The following is a 24757-nucleotide window of genomic DNA, read 5'->3' as shown; positions in this document are numbered from 1 at the left end:
GTCCGGCACGAGGATTGGACATGAAGGCAACGGCGACAGACATGCTTCAGCTCGGCGGAGCGGAGGGCGACAAAAGGCCTGTCGGCCGCTCGATCAAGCGTGGCCTTTTCGGATCCTGTCCGGCCTGCGGCCGCGGCCGGCTGTTCCGCGCCTTCCTTAAATCGGTGGACGCCTGCGACGCTTGCGGCGAACGCATGGATCACCACCGCGCCGACGATTTCCCGCCCTATATCGTCGTCACGATTGTCGGCCATGCCGTGCTCGGCGGTTATATGATGACCGATCTCGTGCTGCCGCTTACGACATGGCAGCATCTCGCGATATGGGCGCCGGTTACGCTTGCCAGTTCGCTCGCCCTGATGCAGCCGGTCAAGGGCGCGGTCATCGGCCTGCAGTGGGCTTTGAGAATGCACGGTTTCGGCGGTCACGACGATCTGCCTGAAGACGTGCTTCCGCCGCGAGATCCTTCGGCATGACCCCGGAGCGGCTTGGCGGCCGCGCTTTCGCACTCGACGCCGAAGCGGAGAGTTGTCCGACGGTCAGGACGCGCGATGCGGCCTCCATCATGCTTCTCGACAGATCGGGCACGGGCATTCGCGTGTTGATGGGCAAACGCCACAGCGCCCACGTCTTCATGCCGGACCTTTACGTCTTCCCGGGTGGACGCCGCGATCCCGGCGACCACCGCCTGAGATTTGACGGCGATCTTCATCCGGCGGTTCTGCGATCCCTCAGGGCAGGCGAAGGGCGGGCGATCACGGTGGCTCGCGCACGCGCGCTAGCACTTGCGGCCGCGAGGGAACTCTACGAAGAAGCCGGAATAAGCCTCGGCCGGACGCACGAGCGCCAAGGCTCGGCGCTTCCGTTTCTTCCCGATCTTTCGAATTTGCGCTATATGGCGCGGGCCATTACTCCTCCGGGACTGCCGAGGCGATTTGACACGCGGTTCTTTGCCGTTTTCGCGGACGAGGCCGAGATCGATCCCTCACTGGTGGCGGAAAGCCGGGAGCTTCAGGATTTGCAATGGATCGATGTCAACGACTTTTCCGCGCTTCGCGTGCCGGAGATCACCGCGATCATCCTCTCGGATCTGAGAAACGGTCTCGAATCGGATCCTTCGCTCCCGCCTGAAAGAACCGTTCCATTTTATTTTACGCGCCATGGGCGCTTTCACCGTACGCTTCTCTGAGGGCCCTGTCGCATGTCGAAGCCGCCGCCCGGTACGTCAGGACCGGTTGACGAAATCCACTGGCCTTCATTGATCGCCGCGCTCGCGTCGATCACTGCCGTCGGCATCGCGATCGGCCTGGGGCTCCCGCTGCTCAGCGTCATCATGGAAAAGCGGGGCATAGCGCCCACGCTGAACGGGCTGAATGCGGCAATGGCCGGCCTCGCATCGATGGCCGCCGCGCCGTTCACCATGAAATTCGCCCATCGTCACGGCGTCGCTCCGACCATGCTGCTGGCAATAGTGTTTGCGGCGGCGAGCTCGCTCGGTTTCTACTACCTCACGAATTTCTGGCTCTGGTTTCCCCTGCGCATCGTCTTTCACGGCGCGATCACTGTCCTCTTCATCCTTTCGGAGTTCTGGATCAACGCCACCGCGCCCCCCAACAGGCGCGGCTTCGTGCTCGGGATCTACGGCACGGTACTCTCGCTCGGCTTCGCGAGCGGTCCCCTGCTCTTCTCGATCCTGGGCAGCGAAGGCTTCCTGCCCTTCGCGGTCGGCGCGGGCGTCATCCTGCTTTCCGCGATTCCGATCTTTCTCGCGCGCAATGAAAGTCCGGTGCTGAACGAAAAGCCGAAACGCCATTTCATGCGTTATGTCTTGCTGGTGCCGACCGCGACGGCCGCCGTCTTTATCTTCGGTGCAGTGGAATATGGCGGCCTTTCCCTGTTTCCAATCTTCGGGACACGCGCGGGCTTCAGCGAATCGCAGGCAGCGCTGCTGCTGACGGTCATGGGCGTCGGCAATTTCATCTTTCAAATCCCCCTCGGCATGCTTTCCGACCGCGTGAAGGACCGCCGTACGATCCTGTCGGCGCTGACCCTGATCGGGTTCGTGGGCGCCCTGTTCCTGCCTATGCTGGTCGAAAACTGGTTCCTGATGGCGCTTGTTCTTCTGTTCTGGGGCGGATGCGTCTCCGGTCTCTATACGGTCGGCCTCAGCCACCTCGGCTCCCGTCTCCAGGGAGCGGATCTTGCGGCCGCCAATGCCGCCTTCGTGTTTTCCTACGCCGTCGGTACGGTAGCGGGTCCGCAGGTGATCGGGGCGGCCATGGATGTGACGGGCAATGACGGATTTGCCTGGGCAATCGCCGGCTTCTTCGGGCTTTATGTCGTACTTTCCCTGGTCCGCATCGTTTTGAAACCAAAACGGCCTTGACTTTTCGATCGTGATTTGTAGTTTCGCGGCAACTTGACCGTGGCCCGCAACAGGTTGTCCACGGCTTTCAATTTTTCATAAAGGCAGGACGACCATGGCGAAAGCTACCACCATCAAGATCAAGCTGCTGTCGACGGCCGACACCGGTTACTTCTACGTCACCACCAAGAACAGCCGCACGATGACCGACAAGATGACGAAGACGAAATACGATCCGGTCGCGAAGAAGCACGTCGAATTCAAGGAAGCCAAGATCAAGTAAGGTCGCTGCTTTCTTCGATCCAGAAGCGCCGCCCGCAGGGCCGGCGCTTTTTCTTTGCCCTTCTCCCGAGGGGACGGACAAAGCGAAAACGCCGCCTCTTTCGGAGCGGCGTTTTCGAATGGGGGTCGACTGGTCCGGTTGCAGCACGAGGAATCCGCAAATCCGAGGCCAGCCGACCGACCCCACGACCCAGGAGATGCGGCGGACCTGAGCATCATGGGGTAACCGAATTCTGTGGAAGTTTCCTTCCTCGCTTATCAGCATTGCCTGAAACTAAAAAAAAATCAACGCATTCTTAATCGCGGAGCGGGGGTTGCTCGGCGTTTGGTTAATTCTGTTCCAAAATCGGACAGTGTCGCCTGCGGATGTGCTTACTCCGGCACGGCCGCGCAACCTGGAAGAGCCGGCGCGCGAGGCCCTGAATAGCACAGCATGTGCGGCGGATCAGGCTGCGGCAGCGACAACCCGGTTCCGTCCGCCGTTCTTCGCCTGATAGAGCGCCATGTCGGCGCGCTTCAGCAAAGCCTCGGCCGTATCGCCATCCGGCCTCAGGGTTGCAATGCCGAGCGACGCCGTGACGTTCAGGACCGTCGCGGCCTGCGGAATGTCGAAGCCACGGCTCTCGACCGCCAGTCGGAGCCTCTCCGCAACGATCGCTGCCATTTCGGGCGTCGTATCCGGCATGACGACCACGAACTCCTCCCCGCCGAAACGGCAGGCGAGATCCGCGCCGCGCACCGTGGCGCGAACGCGGTTGGCAAATTCGCGCAGTACATCGTCACCGGCGTCATGACCGTAGGTATCGTTAACACGCTTGAAGCGATCGATATCCGTGATGCAGATCGACAGGGGACGCCCCCTTGTGGTCGCGCGATCGATCAGCAGCTTCAGGTGGCTTTCCAGATAGCGCCTGTTGTGGAGCCCGGTGAGATCATCGGTCACGGCCAATTCGATCGTCTGTTGTACACTGGCGCGCAGGCGATCGTTGCAATGCTTGCGCCGGATCTGCGTTAGGGAACGGGCGACAAGTTCGTTCGGATCGACCGGGCGCATGATGTAGTCCGTCACGCCCAGTTCGAGTGCGCGGACGATTCTCTCATCGTTTCCCTGCTCGGTTACCAGCAGGATCGGAATGAAGCGGGTCCGCTCGAGCGACCGCAATTGCGAACACAGACGCAAGGGGTCGTAATCGTCGAAATTCGCGTTGACGATGATCAGGTCGAAACTGCTTTCGGCAGCCTCGAACAGAGCGGCCTGCGGGTCCGATATGACGGCGACATCGGCGATCGGCTTCAGGGCACGCGTCAGCCGCTCCTGTGAGGAAGCACGGCCATCGACGAGCAGAACGCTGCCGGGCTCGTCCGGCCGATCGACGCGGCCCGTCTCCTGCAGCCCGATCGTTTGTGCCGTCTGGGCTCTGAGACGCAGCTCGTCGCTGACGTTCTTCAGGCGTACGAGACTTTTCACGCGCGACATGAGCTGCAGATCGTTCACGGGCTTGGTCAGGAAGTCGTCCGCGCCGGCCTTCAGCCCGCGCACGCGATCGGACGGCTGGTCGAGCGCCGTTATCATCACCACCGGAATATGCGCGGTCCGGCTGTTCGCCTTCAATCTTTCACAGACCTCGAAACCGTCCATCCCCGGCATCATGACATCGAGCAGGACCAGATCCACCGGCGTCTTTTCGCATGTCGCCAAGGCGGCATTCCCGTCCGGTGCCGTCAGCACGTCGAAATATTCGGCCACCAGCCGCGCTTCCAGGAGCTTCACATTGGCTGGTACGTCATCAACGACGAGGATGCGCGCAGTCATATCGATCTTTCCGGCAGTCAGGCATCGCCCAGATATGTTTTGATGGTCTCAATGAATTTTGGTACGGAAATCGGCTTGGAGACATAGGCCTCGCATCCCCCTTGGCGGATGCGCTCCTCGTCGCCCTTCATGGCAAAAGCGGTTACGGCGATGACCGGAATCACGTGAAGCTCATCGTCTTCCTTGAGCCATTTCGTGACCTCGAGGCCGGAAACCTCCGGCAGCTGGATGTCCATCAGAATCAGGTCGGGACGGTGCTTGCGCGCGAGTTCGAGGGCTTCCATGCCGTTGCGCGTCTGGATCGTCGCGTAGCCCGAAGCCTCAATCAGGTCGCGGAAGAGCTTCATATTCAGCTCGTTATCCTCAACAATCATCACCTGTTTGGGCATGTCGATCCCTTGCTGTCTGCCGCCGCCTTGCAAGTCTCCGGGAGAGATTTAAGTTGCAACAACGGCGACTCGACCCTTTTCGTCGATCGCCAGGCTAGCGCGATTTGGTTGAAAAATAGGTAATTGCGGCCGGCAAACGAGAAGAGAGTGGATATCATGAAGAACGCTGAGGATACGGCGATCGCCATCCTGACCTGGCTCGCGAACGAGCCTGAGCTGATGTCGCGCTTTCTGGCGCTCACCGGCACCGACCCTGCCTCCCTGCGCGGCGCCGTCGGCGAGCCGGGCTTCATGGGGGGCATCGTTGCGTTCCTGATGGAGCACGAGCCGACGCTGATGGCCTTCTGCAACGAAACGCAAACCTCGCCGGACGAGGTCGTCCGGGCGCACCATGCCCTCTCCGGCCCGCGCGATTTCGAGGAAGGCTGAATGCTGCCGGCACGCGGCGTGCGCAGCGCGGTGCACCGCCCGGTGCCGAGTGCGCCGTGCCGACTAAAGGGCATCCCGAAGTCCGGCCGGCGATCGGCCGGCACCGTCTCAAATTTAACTGCGATATCCAAAACAGCCTCCAGCCGCCGCCTTGAGACTCAGCAGCGTAGAGCGTAAAGTCGCCGCGTTCAACATTTGTTCCGGATATGATCGACAGCGCCGCCCCACCCTCCGGCTTCTGCCGTGATTGCCTCAAGGAGCAAGCCGCCCAGGCACCGCGGTGCCTCGCCTGCGGCAGTCCGCGGCTCCTCCGGCACCCCGAACTCTACCGGCTGACCCTGGCGCACATCGACTGCGATGCCTTCTATGCCTCGGTCGAGAAGCGCGACAATCCGGAGCTCGCCGACAAGCCCGTGATCATCGGCGGCGGTAAGCGTGGCGTCGTCTCCACGGCCTGCTACATTGCCCGCATCAACGGCGTGCGCTCCGCCATGCCTATGTTCAAGGCCCTCGAAGCCTGTCCGCAGGCCGTGGTGATCAGGCCCGACATGGAGAAATATGTGCGCGTCGGGCGGGAGGTCAGAGCGATGATGCAGGAGCTGACGCCTCTCGTGCAGCCGCTGTCGATAGATGAGGCCTTTCTCGATCTGAGCGGCACCGAGCGGCTTCATCACGATCCGCCCGCCCGAACGCTTGCCCGCTTCGCCAGGCGTGTGGAGCAGGAAATCGGCATCACCGTCTCCGTCGGGCTCTCCTACTGCAAATTCCTGGCCAAGGTCGCCTCGGACCTTCAGAAGCCGCGCGGCTTTTCGGTCATCGGCCAGGCCGAAGCCATCGACTTCCTGAAGGCCAAACCCGTTACTCTCATCTGGGGCGTCGGCAAGGCCTTCGCCGCCACGCTCGAAAGAGACGGAATCCGCGCGATCGGGCAGCTCCAGACGATGGAAGAGGCGGACCTCATGCGCCGCTACGGCACGATGGGCCGGCGGCTCTACAGGCTCTCGCGCGGCCTGGACGAAAGATCCGTGGAGATCGAAGGCGAAGCGAAGAGCGTCTCCTCCGAGACAACCTTCAACGACGACCTGGCACGCCAGGAAGACCTCGTAACGCATCTGAGGGGCCTCAGCGAACAAGTGGCATTCCGCTTGCGAAAATCCGACCTCGCCGGACAGACGGTGGTGCTGAAGCTCAAGACCGCGGACTTCAAGACCCGCACGCGCAACCGCAGGCTGGAAAGCCCCACCCGCCTTGCCGACCGCATCTTCCGCACCGGCCTGCAGCTGCTCGAGAAGGAGGTCGACGGCACGAAATACCGGCTGATCGGGATCGGCGTCAGCGATCTGGTCGATCCCGACCTCGCCGATCCGCCGGATCTTGTCGATCCGCAGGCATCCCGGCGTGCCGCCGCCGAGGACGCGATCAACAAGCTGCGCGACAAGTTCGGCAGGACGAGCGTCGAGACCGGCTATACGTTCGGCAAGGGGCGGCGCCGGCAATAGCAGTCACGGTTGCCCGACCGGACGGCTGACGCATCGTATGGGGCAATTCCTTAAATATTGAACGCTAGCCTGCTTCCACGGCTCCGTCGTCCGTTTGCGGTGCCGCCACTGTCTGAATGAGGGTAGGTGTTGCGTTTCGCTCTCCGGATGGGATTCGCGGTTTTCGTCATGGCGTCGCCGTCCGCGCTTGCGGCCGGCGCCAAGGCGCCGTTGCAGATCGTCGTATCGAGGGAGCAGCAGTCCCTCGTCGTCTATGACGGCGACACGGTGGTCGCCACGTCGAAAGTGTCAACCGGCAAGGCCGGGCACGCGACGCCGACGGGCATTTTCTCGATCCTGGAGAAGCGCCGACGCCACGAGTCGAACATCTATTCGAATGCGCCGATGCCGTTCATGCAGCGGCTTACCTGGTCCGGCATTGCCCTGCATGGCTCAAACCATGTACCGGATTATCCGGCTTCGCACGGTTGCGTGCGGCTGCCGAGCAAATTCGCGGCGAGCCTGTTCAAGATGACGGGCTACGGCATGCATGTGGTCATATCGGATCGGCAGATCGCCCCGGTCGAGATCGCGCACGAAATGCTTTTCCAGCCGAGCCAGTCGCGCCCGCAGGGACCTGCCCTGTCGGACGTCCCCCTGCGGCCGGCGATCGGGGAGTTCAACCGGAGCGCAGTTGAAGTCGCCATGACCGACAAACGCCCCTCGCCCGTCACATCCGACGAGGCGAAGGCCCCGATACGTATTCTGATTACCCGGCGCGGTACGCAAGAGAGCGTGCGCGACCTCCAGACGCTCCTCAATACGCTCGGCTACGATGCAGGTCTGCCGGATGGCTTCAGCGGTCCGGCAACGGCCGCCGCGATCGAAGCGTTCCAAAGTGCCGAAGCTCTGCCCGTCGATGGCAAGATAACGCCGGAGCTGATCGAAGCCGTCTTTCGCAAGGCGGGCCGCAGTACACCGTTGAATGGCGTGTTGCGCGTGCGCCGGCAATTCCAGCCGCTTTTCGAAGCCGAGATTGCCATCGCAGAGCCGGGAATGGCGCTCGGGACACATCTGCTGCAGTTCCAGGATCTCGATACGAAAACCGGACAGGGCAAATGGTTCGGCATGTCGCTCGAGAACAAGCTGCCGAAAACGACGAAGAAGCGACTTGGCATCACAGAGGAAGGCGAGCCCGACACGCTGGAGAGGACGTTGAGCCGCATCACGGTGCCCGAAGACGTTCGCGAACGCCTCGCCGGCCTCCTTGCAAACGGCTCGTCACTCTCGATCACCGATACCGAATCGGGACTGGAGACGGGCAAGGGAACGGATTTCATCACCGTGACGAGGGAGCGGCGCGGGTGAAAGGCATGGGGTGATTTCCGCACCCTGGTTTGCCCCTTGTCGCCCTGCCTTCTCCCGGCAAGCGGGGCGAAGAGAAAAGCGGCAAAGGCCCGCTCTTCGAGGGGGTGATATGGTAGCCTGTCAATGGACAAGACATAGAGCAGCTCAAAGTGCTGCAGCGACCTTTGCGTGTCTGATAGACGCGGCGGCGCTGTAGGAAACTTTTCGGAAAGCTGCGCTCTCTCATCCTCATCTCTCTCTGTGCTTGTCAAAGAGATCCAGCAGCGCCGCATACGCGGCGCGGGAAAAGTTCTTTCAGCCCAAGGACTTGGTCTGGAAGGCTCTTCCGCGCCGCAGACGCGGCGCTGCTCTCATCCCTGTGACGAGCACAGGGATGAGAGCAGAGAGGGTGCGGTCCCTCAGCGCGCTTCATAAACCGTGAAGATAGCGAGGCGGCGCCGAAGGTCCCGGGTCACGCCCGTATACAGCGTCCCGATTCGCTTCGATGTAGTAGCCGCACATCCCAGTTCCTCATTCCTGTGCTTGTCACAGGAATCCAGCCAGACCAAGACCTCGGGCTGGAAAGGGTCTTCCGCGCCGCAGACGCGGCGCTGCTGGATCTCTGTGACGAACACAGAGATGAGGATGAGGAGAGATTGCAGCCCTCCGAAAAGTTCCCTACAGCGGCCGCGCGTCTTACGAGACGCGAAATGAATCTCGACGGGCCCTAAACCAGCTCGACGTCCACCACCCCGGGAGCGGAGCGAAGGGCGGCGGCGATCTCGGGTGAGATCCGGTATTTCTCGTTGAGCTCGACTTCGATCTCCCGCTGCCCGTTGTCCTTGATGACGATGAAGGAAACCAGGCCGTCCCCCTTGGCGTTCAGATGCGAGGCGATGGAGCGCAGCGGTCCGCAGTCGCGCACATAGACGCGCAAGGCCTTCTGCATCTGCAGCGATTCTTCCTCGAGCGAACGCAGGGTTCGGATGCGAAGGCCGATCCCTTCCGGCCGCTCCTCGGCGTCGACCGTCATCACCAGCGATTTGCCGGGCTCCAGAAGGTCGCGATACTGGTTCAGCATTTCGGAGAAGAGTACGGCCTCGAATTGGCCCGAAGCGTCCGAGAAAGCGACGATCCCCATCTTGTTGCCGGTGCGCGTCTTGCGTTCCTGCTTCGACGTCACCGTCCCGGCGAGGCGGCCCGCCGCCGCTCCCTGTTTTACGGCTGCCGAGAAATCCGCAAATGTCTGCACGCGCATCTTGGCGAGCAGATTGTTGTAGGTGTCGAGCGGATGGGCGGAGAGATAGAAGCCCAAAACCTGGAACTCGCGATGCAGCTTCTCCGAGGCGAGCCACGGCGTATAGGGCGGGAGCGCGATCTTCTCGGGCCCGGTTGCGGCGCCCGCGCCGAACATGTCGCTCTGGCCGCTCACCTTGTTTTCCTGGGCGCGCTGGGCGAAACCGAGGATACGATCGAGGCCGCCGACGAGCTCCGCCCGGTCGTAGCCGAAGCAGTCGAAAGCACCGGCGGCGATCAGGCTTTCGAAAACACGCCGGTTCAAGAGCTTCGGATCGATCCTCAGGCAGAAATCTTCGAGATTTGCGAAAGGCCGATCGCCGCGTACGGCGACGATGTGGTCGACGGCAGACTCGCCGACGCCTTTGAGGGCGGCGAGCGAATAATAGATGCGGTTGTCGCCGGTTTCGAAGTGGCGGTGGGAGGTCTGCACGGACGGCGCGACCACCTGGATGCCGAGGCGCATCGCGTCCTGGCGGAAATCGTTGATCTTGTCGGTGTTCGACATGTCGAGCGTCATCGACGCTGCGAGGAACTCGACCGGATAATGCGCCTTCATGTAGGCGGTCTGGTAGGAGACGATGGCGTAGGCGGCTGCGTGCGACTTGTTGAAGCCGTAATTGGCGAACTTGGCGAGAAGGTCGAAGATCAGGTCGGCCTGCGGCTTCGACACGCCATTCTTGACGGCACCGTCAACGAAGCGGGCGCGTTGCTTGTCCATCTCCGCCTTGATCTTCTTGCCCATGGCGCGGCGCAGAAGGTCGGCCTCGCCGAGCGAATAGCCCGAGAGCACCTGGGCGATCTGCATCACCTGCTCCTGGTAGACAATGACGCCCTGCGTTTCCTTGAGCAGGTAATCGATCTTCGGATGGATCGATTCGATCTCTTCCTCGCCGTGCTTGCGGGCGTTGTAGACCGGGATGTTCTCCATCGGCCCCGGGCGATAGAGCGCCACAAGCGCGATGATGTCCTCGATGCAGTCCGGGCGCATGCCGATCAGCGCCTTTCGCATGCCGGCGCTTTCCACCTGGAACACGCCGACCGTCTCGCCGCGCGAAAGGGTCTCGTAGGTCTTCAGATCGTCGAGCGGAATGCTTGCCAGGTCGATGTGGATGCCGCGCTTGCCGACGAAGTCGACGGCCGTCTTCAGTACCGTCAGCGTCTTCAGGCCAAGGAAGTCGAACTTCACGAGACCCGCCTGCTCTACCCATTTCATGTTGAACTGGGTGACCGGCATGTCGGAGCGCGGATCGCGGTACATCGGCACGAGCTGCGAGAGCGGCCTGTCGCCGATGACGATGCCGGCCGCATGCGTCGAGGCGTGGCGGTAAAGCCCCTCGATCTTCTGGGCGATGTCGAGGAGGCGGGCAACGACCGGCTCCTTCTCCGCCTCTTCCTGCAGGCGCGGTTCCTCCTCGATCGCCTTGGAAAGCGGCGTCGGGTTCGCGGGATTGTTCGGCACCAGCTTGCAGATCTTGTCGACCTGGCCGTAGGGCATTTCCAGCACGCGGCCGACGTCGCGCAGTGCTGCGCGCGCCTGCAGCGAACCGAAGGTAATGATCTGCGCCACCTGCTCGCGGCCGTATTTCTGCTGCACGTAGCGGATGACCTCTTCGCGCCGGTCCTGGCAGAAATCGATGTCGAAATCGGGCATCGACACGCGTTCGGGATTGAGGAAGCGCTCGAAAAGCAGAGAGAAGCGCATCGGGTCGACGTCGGTGATCGTCAGGGCATAGGCGACCAGCGAGCCGGCACCCGAGCCGCGGCCCGGCCCGACCGGAATGTCATGCTGCTTGGCCCACTTGATGAAGTCCGCAACGATGAGGAAGTAGCCCGGAAACTTCATCCGCTCGATGACGCCGAGTTCGAAGGCCAGCCGCTCCCGATAGTCCTCTTCCTTGTAGCCGGGCGCCATGCCGAGTTTGGCGAGGCGGCCCTCCAGCCCCTCCTCCGCCTGCCGGCGCAGCTCCGCCACCTCCGCGCGTTCGGCCTCCTCCGGATCATCCGAAGCGCCGGTAAAGCGCGGCAGGATCGGTCCGCGGGTCTTCAACATGAAGGAGCAGCGCCGCGCGACCTCGATCGTATTCTCCAATGCCTCGGGCAGATCCGCGAAGAGCGCCGCCATCTCCTTGCGGCTCTTCAGATAATGATCCGGAGTCAGACGGAACCGGCTATCGTCGGACACCATCGCATTGTGAGCGACGGCCATCAGCGCATCGTGGGCGTCATAGTCGGACGGCGACGGGAAAAACGCCTCGTTGGTGGCGACGAGCGGAACGTCGAACCGGTAGGCGAGATCGATCATGCGGTTCTCGTGACGCCGGTCGTAATTCCCGTGCCGCTGCAGTTCGACATAGAGGCGATCGCCGAAAAGCTCGATCAAGACTTTCAGGCGTGCCTCGGCCAGGGCCGGCGCACCCGACTTCAGCGCCATGTCGACCGGGCCGGCTCCCGCCCCGGTGAGCGCGATCAGCCCGGACGTACCGCCTGCGGCGAGCCAGGAGCGGCTTATTCGCGCCTGCTGGTGTCCCTCGCCTTCGAGATAGGCGCGGCTGACGAGCTCTACCAGGCGAGCGTAACCGTCATCGGTCGCCGCGATCAGCACGATCGCGGGAAGTTTGACGAACTGATGGGCGTTTCCACGCCGCTCGCCCTCCGCTTCGTCCTCCATATCGATGGAGAGTTGGCAGCCGATGATCGGTTGCAATCCGTCGTCCGCGGCCTTCTGCGAGAATTCGAGCGCCGCGAACAGATTATTGGTGTCGGCGATGCCGATCGCCGGCTGATCGTCGGCCACCGCCTTGCCGATGATCTTCTTCAAAGGCAGGGCGCCTTCCAGCAACGAATAGGCGGAATGCACCCGCAGGTGAACGAACTGCGGATCCGCCGCAGCCCCTGTGCCGTGCCCGATACTCTGCCCGATACTCTGGTTGCCTGTCATCGCCGCACTCCGATTCTTGTCCGGAGCCGAGGATATCCTGTTTCCCGCCCCAACTGTCCAGTCTCAAGGACGGGCCGCCGGGGTTTTTGCCCGGCGTGCGGTGTTTGGTGCGCGTTCGACAGGAACGCGGAGCACGCTCGAAAATCCCGGTCACAGGCCGAGAGCGATTACCGAGATGCTCACGATGAAAAGGCTCATCGAGGCGAAGGCAGCAAGATCACGTACGAAATCAGCCATAACTTCTCTCCTTTCCGCTACTGTTCCCTTTTTGTTCTAATTTTGTTCGATAGTCAAGGAAGTCTGCATAGAAGACCCGCTATTCAGTGGCTATGGTTAACGTGCACCGGCGGCCCGCATTCGTGCATGCCCTTCCGAGGGGCGACACGCCTCGAATGGAACATGCAAGGAGCGCAGCCCGAGGCGGGTGACCGCGCCTCGAGCGAGGTCAGAGCCAAGTAGGCGCAGCCGCGGCCGAACTATTTCAGTTCGACGACCTTGCCGTCCTCGATGGTCACGCGGCGATCCATGAGCGAAGCGAGTTCGTGATTGTGGGTGGCGATCAGCGCCGCGAGCCCCGACTGGCGAGCGAGGGCTTCCAGCGCCTCGAACACATAGCCGGCCGTCTCGGGGTCGAGGTTGCCGGTCGGCTCGTCCGCCAGAAGGATGAGCGGCGCATTGGCGACCGCCCTGGCGATGGCGACGCGCTGCTGCTCGCCGCCGGAAAGCTCGGTCGGGCGGTGGCTGCCGCGATGGCCGATGCGCATATAGTCCAGGAGGGCCGATGCCCGCTCCGCCGCTTCGACCTTGGGCAATCCGGCGATCAGTTGCGGCATCATGATGTTCTCCAGCGCCGAGAATTCCGGCAGGAGATGATGGAACTGGTAGACGAAGCCGATCTCGTTGCGGCGGATTGCGGTTCGCCGGTCGTCGCTGAGCCCGTTGCAGGAGGTGCCGTTCACGAGCACCTCGCCCTCGTCCGGGTGTTCGAGCAGCCCGGCGATATGAAGCAATGTCGACTTTCCGGTACCGGACGGGGCCACGAGGGCGACCGTCTCGCCGCTTCGCAACGTCAGGTCGGCTCCCTTGAGGATCGGCAGAAACGTGTCGCCCTCGCCATAGTGCCGCTCGATGCCGGAGAGCTGCAGTGCCACGCGCGCATTCATCTAAGCTGTTGTCCTTGTTATTCGTACCGCAGGGCCTGCACCGGATCGAGGCGCGAGGCGCGCCATGCCGGGAAGATCGTGGCAAGGAAGGAAAGGGCAAGCGCCATGACGACGACGGTGACGGTCTCGTCGGCGTTCATATCGGCCGGAAGCTGGCTGAGGAAATAGAGCTCCGGATCGAAGAGCGTGGCGCCGGACACCCAGGAGAAGAACTGTCGGATCGACTCGATGTTGAGGCAGACGACGACCCCGAGGACGACGCCGGCGATGGTTCCCGTGACCCCGATTGCGGCGCCGGTCATGAAGAAGATGCGCATCACCGAACCGGAGGTCGCGCCCATCGTCCTAAGGATCGCGATATCGCTGCCCTTGTCCTTTACCAGCATGATCAGGCCGGAGATGATGTTCAGCGCCGCGACCAGCACGATCAGCGTCAGGATCATGAACATCACGTTCCGTTCCACCTCGAGCGCGGAAAAGAATGTTCTGTTGCGTTCGCGCCAGTCCGTAATGAATATCTGCCGGCCGGCGGCATCCTCCACCGGCTTGCGAAGCTCGTCGACCGCGTCCGGATGCTCGGCGAATATCTCGATCGACTGGACGAGGCCTTCGGCATTGAAGTAGAGCTGCGCTTCCTCGAGCGGCATGAAGATGATGGTCGCGTCGTATTCCGACATGCCCATCTCGAAGATGGCCGAGACGGTATAGGCCTTGACCCTCGGATTCATGCCCATCGGCGTGACGTCGCCGTTGGGTGAGGTGAGCGTGATCGTCCCACCCACCCGGATGCCCAGCTGCTCGGCCATGCGCGAGCCGATGGCGACGCCGCTGCCCGAGGCGAAGCCGACGAGGTCGCCGGACTGAATATTTCCCGAGATCGACTTCAGCTTGGTGAGGTCGTCGGCGCGTATCCCGCGAACGAGCGCACCCGTCGACGCATCGCCCAGGCCTTGCGCGAGAACCTGGCCCTCGACGATCGGAATGGCCATGGTCACGCCCGGAACGGCGGAGAAATTGGTGGCCAGATCGGCATAATTGGTGAGCGGGCCGTCCAGAGGCTGGACGATCATGTGGCCGTTCATGCCGAGAATGCGCGAAATGAGCTCGGTTCGGAAGCCATTCATCACCGCCATGACGATGATCAGCGTTCCCACCCCAAGCATGATCCCTATGAAGGAAAAGCCGGCAATGACCGAGATGAACGCTTCCTTGCGCCGCGAACGCAGGTAGCGCCAGGCGACCATACGCTCGAAGGCGGAGAAGGGACGGCTGGAAGATTTGCTGGATGGAGCGGCAGCCTGCACTTGCTCATCCGTCGCCGCGGTCATCATCGATCCCTTCGTCTGTTATCTCGCCGCGACCAGTTTGTTGATCGCCGCTTCGACGGTCATCGTCTCCCGCGCGCCGGTCCTGCGGTCCTTCACTTCGACTTCGCCGTTCGCGATCGAACGCGGTCCGACGATCACCTGCACCGGCACGCCGATAAGGTCGGCGGTCGCGAACTTCCCGCCGGCGCGCTCGTCGGTGTCGTCAAGAAGAACGTCGAATCCAGCCTTGCCGAGATCGGAGTAGACCCTGCCGCAAGCCGCATCGCAAGCGTCATCGCCCGTTTTCATGTTGATGACGACGACGTCGAACGGAGCGATCGCTTTCGGCCAGATGATGCCGTTGTCGTCATGCGAAGCTTCGATGATCGCCGGCACCAGGCGGGTCGGACCGATACCATAGGAGCCCATGTGCACCGTGTGTTCCTTGCCGTCCGGCCCGAGCACCTTCGCACCCATCGCCTCGGAATATTTGGTGCCGAAATAGAAGATGTGACCCACCTCGATGCCGCGCGCGGACAGGCGCTCGCCTTCGGGGATGGCGCCGAAGGCGGCCTCGTCATGCATTTCCGAGGTCGCCGCGTAGCGCGACGTCCACTTGTCGAAGATCGTCCTCAGGCCCGCGACGTCGTCGAAATTCGTATCCTCGCCCGGAATGTCGAAGCCGAGGAAGTCCTTGTGGCAGAACACCTCGGACTCGCCCGTGTCGGCAAGGATGATGAACTCGTGGCTGAGATTCCCGCCGATCGGGCCCGTGTCGGCACGCATCGGTATGGCGCGCAGGCCCATCCGGTCGAAGGTGCGGAGATAGGCGGCAAACATCTTGTTATAGGCGTGCTCCGCCCCTGCCCGGTCGAGATCGAAGGAATAGGCGTCCTTCATCAGAAACTCGCGCGAACGCATGGTGCCGAAGCGCGGACGGATCTCGTCACGGAACTTCAGCTGGATATGGTAGAGGTTCAGCGGCAGATGGCGGTAGGACTTGACGTAGGAGCGGAAGATGTCGGTGATCATCTCCTCGTTCGTCGGTCCGTAGAGCATCGGCCGGTCCTGCCGGTCCTTGATGCGCAGCATCTCCTTGCCGTAGGCGTCATAGCGCCCGCTCTCCTGCCAGAGCTCCGCCGACTGCAGCGTCGGCATCAGCAGTTCGATGGCGCCGGAACGGTTCTGCTCCTCGCGAATGATCGCATTCACCTTGTCCAGCACGCGCTTGCCGAGCGGCAGCCATGTATAGATGCCCGCGGACTGTTGGCGGACCATGCCTGTCCTCAGCATCAGTCGATGGGAAACGATTTCCGCTTCCTTCGGATTTTCCTTCAAGATGGACATGAAAAAGCGGGACAGGCGCATGACGGGTTCCAGAACTGGTGAATTCGCACTATCGACGGATTCAGGCAAAATGACGTTGTGCTTCGGCCGCTCCTTCGCCTGAGATCAGGGTAGGCAGCTGTTGCCATTCTAACAGGGCTCTTGATTTTCCCGGCGACGCATCGACGGGAACCTTTCGAGTTCAGCGTTCATAGCCGCTTCGCGCGCGGAAGGGAACCCTGCCTTAGGGCCGGCTATCGCTGCGTCGACACATAACCCGGATGAGAAAACCGGTCCCGCCCCTGCGGCAAAAGAGCACGCTAGTAACAGGACGAAGACAGTTGGTGTCAACGGAAAAATTTTACCCGACTGTAGCAAAAATGCAAAAAAAGCAGATGACAGCGCCCAAGGTTTGAGCTAATTTCGGCTCACAAAACAGGCAGGAAGACCAAATTCTTGCCGAAATTCGCGGTCAAGTCTTGGGAGGATAAGATCTTAGGCGCGCTCGTTCGCTGCCGCCGGAAACGGATTAGAGATCACGCGACACTTAGAAAACAAGGCTTTGGCCTTGTTTTTTTTTGGTTTTTCATCACCCCCTCCTGGCGAAGCAGGCGCGAGAAAGCGTCAATAATCTGTCTGTCAAGTGTGCAAACGCGCCGGCCGACCTGCATGGCTTCCCGCCCCCCGGTTCTGCTCCTTCATATTTTAGGGGTGAAAGAGAGTTGAAGGCGGTCCGCCCGTTGGTCCTGCGAGAGACCGCCCTCGTCTCATATCCTACGGAATTGCGTCAGCCGTCCTGCGGCAATGGCTTTGCTTCCCCTTCGGTGGCCGGAGCCGCTTCGTCGCCGTGCAGCGGATGATGATGAGCCATCTGCTTCATCATCCCCGCGCATGCCTCCATCATCGGCCCCATGGCGCGCATCATGTCCATCATGCCCTTCATTCCGGACATGTCGCCACCCATCATATCCATGCCGCCTTTAACCGCCTCGTCCTTCGCGACGGGGGACGCGCTATCGTTCGCATAGGCGGCGGTTGCAATGAGCAGTGCTGCCGAAAGCGTTAGCTTCGTAATGGTATTCATCCTGGTCTCTCCTTTTTCTGGTTACTTGGTTCGTTCATCGGTGCCCGGTGCATCGGCCGGCTTCTTGCTTCGGCACATGACGCAATATCCGGTGGCACACATCACCGCGCAGGGCGCGAGGCTCAAGAGAATGGGGGCCACACCCGCCGCTGCGAGCCAGTCCCAATTTGCGGCCAGGCCGGTTCCGGCAACGCCCAGTCCGACAAGGATCCAGCCGCGGCGGCCGAACGGCATCCGCAGGCCAGCTACTTGCCTTGTGCTGGCGGTTTTTACGATTTCACTCATTTTCGAGTCTCCCGTTGTTCTCATGGCTCTGCCCGTCGCCCGCGGTGATCCGGGTCTGTATTTTGCGCTGGCGCTCCGGCCACCTGCTCTTGATGAACCCCAGAACCGCAGTGATCTCGGCATCGGTCAGCAGCCCCCCAAAAGCGGGCATATCGCTTTCATAGTCCGGTAGAACCGCGCCGAGACCCGATTTGGTGAAGGTGAACAGCTCCTGATCCGAATGATGCCAGGTATGTCCGGTTGCATCATGCGGCGGCGCGGGCATGCGGCCGCTCGCTTTTCTCCGTCGCCAGTCAGGCTCTCCTTCCAGCCGCACTCCGTGGCAAGAGGCGCAATGGTCCTGGTAGATCGCCCGTCCAAGGTCGATCTGTTCGGACGTGACGGCCTCCCCCAGAAAGGTCAGGCCGTTGGCCACCGGCCGCTCCGCGGCGGCGGCAGACCAGCCCGCAGCGCCGATGCCCGCCGCGACAAAGGCCGTCATGAGTTTGCGCACACGCATCGGCCCCGCCTCCGCTGCTCACTCATCGGAATAGACCGCCGGGCCGTCGGGACCGAAAGAAAAGATGCGCAGCGACCCCGTCTTTTTGGAAGCCATACCCGGCGCATTCGCCGGCATGCCCGGCAGCGTGATACCCGTGACGGCGGGGCGTTCATGGAGCAAACGCCGGATGATATCGGCCGGTATCAGGCCGCTCAGGGTATAGCCGTCGATTTCCGCCAGGTGGCAACCCATGCCACGCTCCGGCACCCCCGCCGCCACCGAACGGTTGACGAAGTCCCGGTCATCGATCACGTGAACCTCGAAGTTCTCGGAGCGCAGGTAATCGACGTAGGCGTCGCAGCAGCCGCAATCCGGATCGCGCCAGACCGTCATCGGTTTTTCGGCAAGGGCCGGGGTCGCCAAGGCGAGAAAAACGGCCAGGGAAAGTATATTTCGCAAGAGAGTTCTCCTTCAGAGCTTCGTCCAGTTTGTGCCGCCATCGCGGCTGACTACGACCGCATCTTTCGTGACGGCGGCAAGCTGTTCGGGGTTTTGTGGATGCGATGCCAGGGCGAGCGCATTCAGCTCCGAGCTGCGGGACCAGCTCACGCCCGCATCTGCGGAAGTCCAAAGACCGGAAGGCATCGCGGCGAACAGCCTCTCGGATTCCGCGAGGCAGGAGACGAGCGCGCGGACCGCCTCCCCCTTGGGCAAGGGTGCTTCCGGTTTTTGCGGGCCGCCGGCAATCAAAGCGTCCATCGCGTCGCCCGCTACGATCGCCTGCCAGCGGCAGAAGCAGTCGGGCACCCGGATCAAGCCGGCCTCGGTTGCGGCATAGATCCAGATGCCCCCCATGCCCGAGGCGGTGTTCACCGAGGCGAGCCCGACGATCTCGCGTTCCCCGTCCCCGATCCAGGGCCGGTCCATTGCGAGGCTCCAGACCGCCCCTTTGTCTGTGCTGTGCCAGAGACCGTCACCTGCAACGGCGGCGTAGAGCGTGTCGGGCACTGCGGCGGATGCGGCCAATGCGGTTACGGGCGCCCCCGGCAGTCCCTTTCCCGGGAATTGCCAGCTGCTGCCGCCATCCGAAGAACGTGCGATGCCGCCCCCCGCCAGACCGGCGACGATCTCGCCCGGCCGCGCGGGGAGGCTGGCGAGCGCCGTCACGAAACCGGGTGACTTCAGGACCTGCCAGCCGATAACGGGAGCGAACCGTCGGATCTCTCCTTCGATCGCAGTTACGAGCGCATCGCCATCGAAAGCGATCGCGCGCGGGACAGAGGTCGCTGCCCCGATCCTGTATGGCAACAGGACGAAGCCGGCGCCGGTGGCAAGCAAGCCGACAACACTTCGCCGGGATAGGCCGGCGCATGCGGCCGTGGAAAAGATCATTATCTTCCTCATAAACGATTTCGATTGCAGCTATCGTCCTGCCTGACGGCCGGCATCGGAACGACGTGGCTGAGATGGCGCATGTCTGGCCTGGCCGCGTGCCCGGGCCGCCAGCGCCTATCAAAGCGACGGGGGACGGCTGAAACCTTGCTTCGGCGACGGTCGCCGTGGCACGGAAACTGACCGTTCCACGCGCCTCTCAGGCATTGCGCGTCAGATCAGGCGAAATGTTTTGGGGGAAGAGGGTCCGGCGGTCCGATACGGCCAGGCCGATCTTCAGCCGCAGCGGGGCCGAAGTCTTTCGACGGGACGATCGGTCGGTATCCGGGATAATCGACGGGCAGGCCCGACCAGAGGGAGGTGCAGTCGACGTTGCAGGCAAAGCCGTCAGCGTCGGCAGGCTCATCATCGCAATCCGGGCAGCCTGCCATCTGCGAGCCGGCCTCGGCTGCCATGGCGATCATCATCGCCGTGGCACCTGCCGCCTGCGCAACGGTACTCGCGGCAAAGGCGGCGAGCCAAAGGCACAGGAGGAGGCGGGCAAAATACAGCATGCCCTTTATTAGCCGGCGGGCGAGTGGCTGTCGATTCACGAAACCGTGTCGCTGCGTTCCCGGCGCGCCGGCTTGATTCATCGGCGCCGGGAACGTTGCGAAACGGCGTCAGTAGAATTCCGGCGCGAAGCGTGGGATTGCATCGATGTCGTAGCCGAGCTTCACCGAAACAATGTACCAGCCGAGATGGATGACGGCGGCAATGACCGTGGTCAGCAGTACGACCCTGAGGGCGCGGAAACGGGCTGGAGCACTCTCGACGGAGCCGGGGACGACGTCATTCTCTTCGGCTTGCGTACGCACACCGAGCGGCAGCACGACGAAAAGCGTGATCCACCAGATGATGAAGTAGATTGCAAAGGTAGAGAAGAGAGGCATCAAAAATCTCTGCGGTGGAGCGTTCGGCCGCGTTATAACCCCGCACGGCTCAACCGGCAAACCTCTTCCCCGCGCCCGACTGTCACACCTCTTCGAGCTCGATCAAGGTGCCCTGAAAGTCCTTGGGGTGAAGAAACAGGACAGGCTTGCCGTGCGCGCCGATTTTCGGATTGCCGTCGCCGAGGACACGCGCTCCCGCCTGCCTCAGCCGGTCGCGCGCGGCGATGATGTCTTCCACCTCATAGCAGATATGGTGCATGCCGCCGGCCGGGTTTTTCTCGAGGAAGGCGGAGATCGGCGATGTGTCGCCGAGCGGCTCGAGCAATTCGACCTTGGTATTGGGCAGCGTCACGAAAACGACGGTCACGCCGTGTTCAGGCAGGGCCTGCGGCTCCGAGACCGGCGCCCCGAGCGTGGCGCGATAGCTTTCGATGGCGACTGCAAGGTCGGGCACGGCGATCGCCACGTGATTCACTTTTCCCAGCATCCGATGCTTCTCTCCCTGCCCCGCAGTTCACGATTTCGGAGGGTGCCGCCGGATCAGACCTTGGTGATGAACACCGTGACGACCGGCTTCTTGCCCCAGACCTGGTTCGTAGTGCTGCGCACGGCGCGGCGAACGGCTTCCTGCAGCATCGCGAGGTCCTTCCGCTTTGCCCGCGGAATGCTCTCTACGGCGCCGAGCACCGCATCATAGAGCGTGTCCTCCATCGCCTCGCCTTCGTCGTCGTATTCCGGAAGGCCGATCGGCACGACGTCCGGGTCGCCCAGAAAGTCGTAACGGCTGTCGAGGACGACACTGACGGAGACGTGGCCGGCAAAGGAAAGCTTGCGGCGTTCGCCGATCCCCATCTCCTCGAAATCGCCGATGAGGGTGCCGTCCTTGTAGATGCGGCCGTGCGGCGCCTCGTCAATGACTTCCGCGGGTCCGGGCGCAAGCCGCAGCATTTCGCCATTGCGCAGCCGCGGCACGCTCGGGATACCCGATTGCAGTCCAAGCTCCGCATGCGCCGTCAGATGCGCCGCCTCGCCATGCACCGGCACGAGGATCTGCGGCTTCACCCACTGGTACATCTGCTGGAGCTCGGTGCGCCGCGGGTGGCCGGAAACATGCACCAGCGCCTCGCTATCCGTGACGATGTGGATGCCTTGCTCGATAAGCCCGTTCTTGATGTCGTTGATCGCTTTTTCGTTGCCGGGGATGGTGCGCGACGAAAAGACGATCGTGTCGCCGGCCGAAAACGCCACGTTGCGCATCTCGTCGCGAGCGATCTTGGCAAGGGCGGCGCGCGGCTCGCCCTGGCTGCCCGTCAAAATGACCACGACCTTGTCGCGCGGGACATAGCCGAACTCGTCTTCTGCCAGGAACGGCTTCACGCCTTCCATGAGCCCGACATCGCGCGCAACGTCGACGACGCGCTTCATCGAACTGCCGAGTAGAAGCACCTCCCGCCCGGCAGCCTCCGCCGCTTCGGCAACGGAGCGGATGCGCCCGACATTGGAGGAGAAGGTGGTGATCCCGACCCGGCCCTCGGCATCGGCAATGATCTTGGCGAGACTTTCGGAGACTTGCTGTTCGGACGGCGATACCCCCTCGCGCAGGGCATTGGTCGAATCGCAGACGAGAGCGAGGACGCCTTCCTCACCGATCTGGCGAAACCGCGACTCGTCGGTCAGCGGCCCGAGCGAAGGCTCGAGGTCGATCTTCCAGTCGCCCGTGTGCACGACCGTGCCGAGCTGCGTGCGAATGACGAGCGCCATCGGCTCGGGGATCGAATGATTGACCCCCACGGCTTCGACGCTGAAAGGTCCGACATTGATGCGGTCGCCCTGCTTGAAGATCGTGATCGGGATCTCGCTGCGGGACTTTTCGAATGCGCGCTTCGCCTCCAGCATGCCCGCGGTAAAGGGCGAGGCGTAGACGGGAACGTTCAGGCCCGGCCACAGATCGTTCAGGGCCCCGTAATGGTCCTCATGGGCATGCGTGATGATGATCGCCTTCAGGTTGCGGCGCTGTTCGGCCAGAAAGGCGATATCGGGCAGAACCAGATCTACGCCCGGCAATTCCGGGCCGGGGAAGGTCACTCCGCAATCGACCATGATCCATTGGCGGTGACCTGGCCTTCCATAGCCGTAAAGGCCGAGATTCATGCCTATTTCGCCGACGCCGCCGAGCGGCAAGAACACCAATTCTTCATCATGCGCCATGTCGTGATGCGCCTTTGCTTTTTTCAATCATCCAAAAAATACGTCGCCCGCTGCAATGGTTTGCGGCGGGCCGGAACCCGTGTCGAGTAGAAGTCGGCCGTCCCGATCGATACCTGCAAAGCGGCCGGAAAGCGAGCGGTCCGGCAGGTTGACCGTGATCGCCTCGCCGATGCCCTTGGCCGCGGCGCGCCACTGATCGATGATTGCGGCGACGCCCGCGCCACGGTCCCATACGGCGAGCGTTTCGGCCATGGTTACGAAAAGATGCGCGAACAGCTCCTCGGGAGAGGTTGTCGCGCCCTCCCGCCGAAGCGATGTGACGGGGTAAAGTGCGTCTTCAGGCATAACGGCGACGTTGATGCCGCAGCCAATCACCAGGGCCCGCCGCCCGTCGGCCAGAACCTCGCCTTCGAGAAGAATGCCGCAGGTCTTCCGCCCGTCGATAAGAATGTCGTTCGGCCACTTGATCGCGGCCTCGGCTCCGCCCGGTGGCATCACTCGGCGGATGGCCCGATGGACCGCAACCGCTGCGGCGAGCGGCACCGCATGCAGCCTGTCCACCGGCGCCGGATCGATGAGCAGCAGGGATGCGTAGAGGTTCCCCGGCTCCGAGAACCAGGCGCGGCCACGCCTGCCCCTGCCTCCGGTCTGGCGCACCGCGGTGATCCAGAGATTGCCGGGATCACCCTCGCGCGCCCGCAGAAGGCATTCGTTGTTGGTCGAGACCGTTTCGGCGAGCGCGACGTGCCGGAAATCTTCAGGCGAACTCCGGCCGCCGCTTCGTCCGCCGGTCAAAAGAATGTCCGCGCCGCGGCTTCGGCAGCGGTTCCGAGCGGACCGCCGATGAGCACGTAGCCGAGCACGAAGAGGCCGGACAGGCCGAACACCAGCCTAAGCTCGCCCGCCGTTCGGGCAAACTCGCCTCTCGGCTCCTCGAACCACATCACCTTGATGACCCGCAGATAGTAGTAGGCGCCGACGACGGAAGCGAGCACGCCGATGATTGCCAGGCCATAGAGCTGCGCCTCGATCGCCGCAACGAAGACGAAGTACTTGGCGAAGAAACCTGCCAGCGGAGGGATGCCGGCGAGCGAGAACATGAGGATCGTCAGCACCGTCGCCATGAACGGGTTGGTCTGCGAAAGGCCGGCAAGATCGTCGATACCTTCGACATGCTCGCCTTCCCGCCGGCGCATGGCAAGGATGCAGGCGAAAGTGCCCAGCGTCATGACCATGTAGATCAGCATGTAGAGGATCACGCCGCGTACGCCGGCCATCGAGCCGGCCGCCAGACCGACGAGCGCATAGCCCATGTGGCCGATCGAGGAATAGGCCATCAGCCGCTTGATGTTGCGCTGGCCGATCGCGGCGAAGGAGCCGAGCAGCATCGATGCGATCGAGATGAAGACGACGATCTGCTGCCAATCGGCGACCACCGGCTCGAAGGCGTTGATGACGATGCGCACGAGGATCGATATGGCCGCGACCTTCGGTCCTGCGGCGAAGAATGCCGTCACCGGCGTCGGGGCGCCTTCGTAGACGTCCGGCGTCCACATATGGAAGGGGACGGCGGAGATCTTGAAGGCGAGGCCTGCAAGAATGAACACCAGCCCGAAGACGAGGCCCAGCGACCGGCCCTCGGCCGTGAGCGCCGCCGCGATCTCGTCGAAGCCGGTATGCCCGGTGAAGCCGTAGACGAGCGACATGCCGTAAAGCATCATGCCCGAAGACAGCGCGCCGAGAACGAAATACTTCAGGCCCGCCTCGGTCGACCGGACGCTGTCGCGGTTGATTGCCGCCACGACGTAAAGGGCGAGTGACTGCAACTCCAACGACAGGTAGAGCGAGATGAGATCGTTGGCCGATATCATCAGCAGCATGCCGAGGGTGGCCAGAACCAGAAGCACGGGGAACTCGAACCGGTCGATCTGAGCCGAACGCGCGTGGCCGACGGTCATCACCATCACGGTGATCGAGCCGATCAGGGCGAGCACCTTCATGAATTTGGCGAAGGGATCCGACAGGAAGGCGCCGCCATAGGCCTCCCCCTCGCCCGTCTTCAGGACGAGCCACAGCCCGGCGATGATGAGCACAGCGACCGCAAGCCCGGTCACGGTCGGTGTGGCTCTTTCGCCCGAAAAGACGCCGATCATCAGGAGAGCCATCGCGCCGACCGCAAGGATCAGCTCGGGCATCGAAAGTTGCAGGCTGGCGATAAGGGTTTCAGCAGTCATGTCAC

Annotated in this window: 24 protein-coding genes; 7 read left to right on the top strand and 17 right to left on the bottom strand. The window is 62.5% G+C overall.

Features of this window, described 5'->3' with window-relative positions:
• Positions 1 to 20 precede the first annotated feature (20 nt).
• From AC6CIG_RS11540 to rpmG, 4 genes are all read left to right on the top strand, one after another.
• A complete protein-coding gene (locus AC6CIG_RS11540; RefSeq protein WP_018094873.1) occupies positions 21 to 476 on the top strand; it encodes a DUF983 domain-containing protein in 456 nt (151 codons plus the stop codon).
• Positions 473 to 1189, top strand: coding sequence for an NUDIX hydrolase (locus tag AC6CIG_RS11535; protein WP_437408987.1), 717 nt, complete (start codon positions 473 to 475; stop codon positions 1187 to 1189). The genes AC6CIG_RS11540 and AC6CIG_RS11535 overlap by 4 nt, the downstream gene beginning before the upstream one ends.
• Positions 1190 to 1201: 12 nt before the next feature.
• On the top strand, positions 1202 to 2386 hold the full coding sequence (locus AC6CIG_RS11530; RefSeq protein ID WP_018094871.1) for an MFS transporter: 1185 nt from the start codon (positions 1202 to 1204) through the stop codon (positions 2384 to 2386).
• Positions 2387 to 2480: 94 nt separating this feature from the next.
• Positions 2481 to 2648 carry a 50S ribosomal protein L33 gene (gene rpmG, locus AC6CIG_RS11525; protein ID WP_003537640.1) on the top strand — a complete coding sequence of 56 codons (168 nt, stop codon included), beginning with the start codon at positions 2481 to 2483 and terminating at the stop codon, positions 2646 to 2648.
• 444 nt (positions 2649 to 3092) lie between these two features.
• On the opposite strand, the gene AC6CIG_RS11520 is transcribed toward rpmG, so the two are convergent.
• Together AC6CIG_RS11520 and AC6CIG_RS11515 are read right to left on the bottom strand one after the other, a co-directional pair.
• A complete protein-coding gene (locus AC6CIG_RS11520) occupies positions 3093 to 4460 on the bottom strand; it encodes a PleD family two-component system response regulator (RefSeq protein WP_127709264.1) in 1368 nt (455 codons plus the stop codon).
• A gap of 17 nt (positions 4461 to 4477) precedes the next feature.
• The gene (locus tag AC6CIG_RS11515; RefSeq protein WP_003537642.1) at positions 4478 to 4849 is read right to left on the bottom strand and encodes a response regulator; all 372 of its coding nucleotides are present in this window, start codon (positions 4847 to 4849) and stop codon (positions 4478 to 4480) included.
• Between the two features lie 156 nt (positions 4850 to 5005).
• Between AC6CIG_RS11515 and AC6CIG_RS11510 the strand changes: the two genes are divergently transcribed.
• From AC6CIG_RS11510 to AC6CIG_RS11500, 3 genes are all read left to right on the top strand, one after another.
• A complete protein-coding gene (locus AC6CIG_RS11510) occupies positions 5006 to 5278 on the top strand; it encodes a DUF3572 domain-containing protein (protein ID WP_026168581.1) in 273 nt (90 codons plus the stop codon).
• A 206-nt stretch (positions 5279 to 5484) separates the two neighbouring features.
• On the top strand, positions 5485 to 6777 hold the full coding sequence (locus tag AC6CIG_RS11505; RefSeq protein ID WP_018094868.1) for a DNA polymerase IV: 1293 nt from the start codon (positions 5485 to 5487) through the stop codon (positions 6775 to 6777).
• 129 nt (positions 6778 to 6906) lie between these two features.
• Positions 6907 to 8124: a L,D-transpeptidase family protein gene (locus tag AC6CIG_RS11500; RefSeq protein ID WP_437411672.1), complete on the top strand. Its 1218-nt coding sequence runs from the start codon at positions 6907 to 6909 to the stop codon at positions 8122 to 8124.
• Between the two features lie 706 nt (positions 8125 to 8830).
• Here the strand turns inward: AC6CIG_RS11500 and dnaE are convergent.
• From dnaE to nuoN, 15 genes are all read right to left on the bottom strand, one after another.
• On the bottom strand, positions 8831 to 12340 hold the full coding sequence (gene dnaE, locus AC6CIG_RS11495; protein ID WP_437408985.1) for a DNA polymerase III subunit alpha: 3510 nt from the start codon (positions 12338 to 12340) through the stop codon (positions 8831 to 8833).
• A gap of 476 nt (positions 12341 to 12816) precedes the next feature.
• Positions 12817 to 13503 (bottom strand): ABC transporter ATP-binding protein, encoded by a 687-nt coding sequence (locus tag AC6CIG_RS11490; protein WP_437408984.1) that lies wholly within the window; start codon positions 13501 to 13503, stop codon positions 12817 to 12819.
• Between the two features lie 17 nt (positions 13504 to 13520).
• A complete protein-coding gene (locus AC6CIG_RS11485; protein WP_018094865.1) occupies positions 13521 to 14834 on the bottom strand; it encodes a lipoprotein-releasing ABC transporter permease subunit in 1314 nt (437 codons plus the stop codon).
• A gap of 15 nt (positions 14835 to 14849) precedes the next feature.
• The gene (gene proS, locus AC6CIG_RS11480; protein ID WP_437408983.1) at positions 14850 to 16178 is read right to left on the bottom strand and encodes a proline--tRNA ligase; all 1329 of its coding nucleotides are present in this window, start codon (positions 16176 to 16178) and stop codon (positions 14850 to 14852) included.
• 745 nt (positions 16179 to 16923) lie between these two features.
• On the bottom strand, positions 16924 to 17220 hold the full coding sequence (locus AC6CIG_RS11475) for a hypothetical protein (RefSeq protein WP_018094863.1): 297 nt from the start codon (positions 17218 to 17220) through the stop codon (positions 16924 to 16926).
• A gap of 21 nt (positions 17221 to 17241) precedes the next feature.
• Positions 17242 to 17505 (bottom strand): hypothetical protein, encoded by a 264-nt coding sequence (locus tag AC6CIG_RS11470; RefSeq protein ID WP_201446023.1) that lies wholly within the window; start codon positions 17503 to 17505, stop codon positions 17242 to 17244.
• Positions 17498 to 18004: a c-type cytochrome gene (locus tag AC6CIG_RS11465; RefSeq protein ID WP_437408982.1), complete on the bottom strand. Its 507-nt coding sequence runs from the start codon at positions 18002 to 18004 to the stop codon at positions 17498 to 17500. The genes AC6CIG_RS11470 and AC6CIG_RS11465 overlap by 8 nt, the downstream gene beginning before the upstream one ends.
• 18 nt (positions 18005 to 18022) lie before the next feature.
• A complete protein-coding gene (locus AC6CIG_RS11460; RefSeq protein WP_379943357.1) occupies positions 18023 to 18445 on the bottom strand; it encodes a DUF411 domain-containing protein in 423 nt (140 codons plus the stop codon).
• Between the two features lie 12 nt (positions 18446 to 18457).
• Positions 18458 to 19378: a WD40/YVTN/BNR-like repeat-containing protein gene (locus tag AC6CIG_RS11455; RefSeq protein ID WP_437408981.1), complete on the bottom strand. Its 921-nt coding sequence runs from the start codon at positions 19376 to 19378 to the stop codon at positions 18458 to 18460.
• Between the two features lie 218 nt (positions 19379 to 19596).
• Positions 19597 to 19932 carry a hypothetical protein gene (locus AC6CIG_RS11450; RefSeq protein ID WP_437411670.1) on the bottom strand — a complete coding sequence of 112 codons (336 nt, stop codon included), beginning with the start codon at positions 19930 to 19932 and terminating at the stop codon, positions 19597 to 19599.
• Positions 19933 to 20040: 108 nt separating this feature from the next.
• Positions 20041 to 20310: a DUF1467 family protein gene (locus AC6CIG_RS11445; protein ID WP_018094857.1), complete on the bottom strand. Its 270-nt coding sequence runs from the start codon at positions 20308 to 20310 to the stop codon at positions 20041 to 20043.
• An 82-nt stretch (positions 20311 to 20392) separates the two neighbouring features.
• Positions 20393 to 20797 (bottom strand): methylmalonyl-CoA epimerase, encoded by a 405-nt coding sequence (mce, locus tag AC6CIG_RS11440; protein WP_018094856.1) that lies wholly within the window; start codon positions 20795 to 20797, stop codon positions 20393 to 20395.
• A 53-nt stretch (positions 20798 to 20850) separates the two neighbouring features.
• Positions 20851 to 22518, bottom strand: coding sequence for a ribonuclease J (locus AC6CIG_RS11435; protein ID WP_127709276.1), 1668 nt, complete (start codon positions 22516 to 22518; stop codon positions 20851 to 20853).
• Between the two features lie 27 nt (positions 22519 to 22545).
• Positions 22546 to 23313: a biotin--[acetyl-CoA-carboxylase] ligase gene (locus AC6CIG_RS11430; RefSeq protein WP_275596429.1), complete on the bottom strand. Its 768-nt coding sequence runs from the start codon at positions 23311 to 23313 to the stop codon at positions 22546 to 22548.
• The gene (gene nuoN, locus AC6CIG_RS11425) at positions 23310 to 24752 is read right to left on the bottom strand and encodes an NADH-quinone oxidoreductase subunit NuoN (protein ID WP_003531859.1); all 1443 of its coding nucleotides are present in this window, start codon (positions 24750 to 24752) and stop codon (positions 23310 to 23312) included. Before nuoN ends, AC6CIG_RS11430 begins: the two co-directional genes overlap by 4 nt.
• Positions 24753 to 24757 lie beyond the last annotated feature (5 nt).

Source organism: Sinorhizobium sp. GQ132 (genome assembly GCF_059758575.1).
This window is presented reverse-complemented; position numbering and strand designations above follow the sequence as displayed.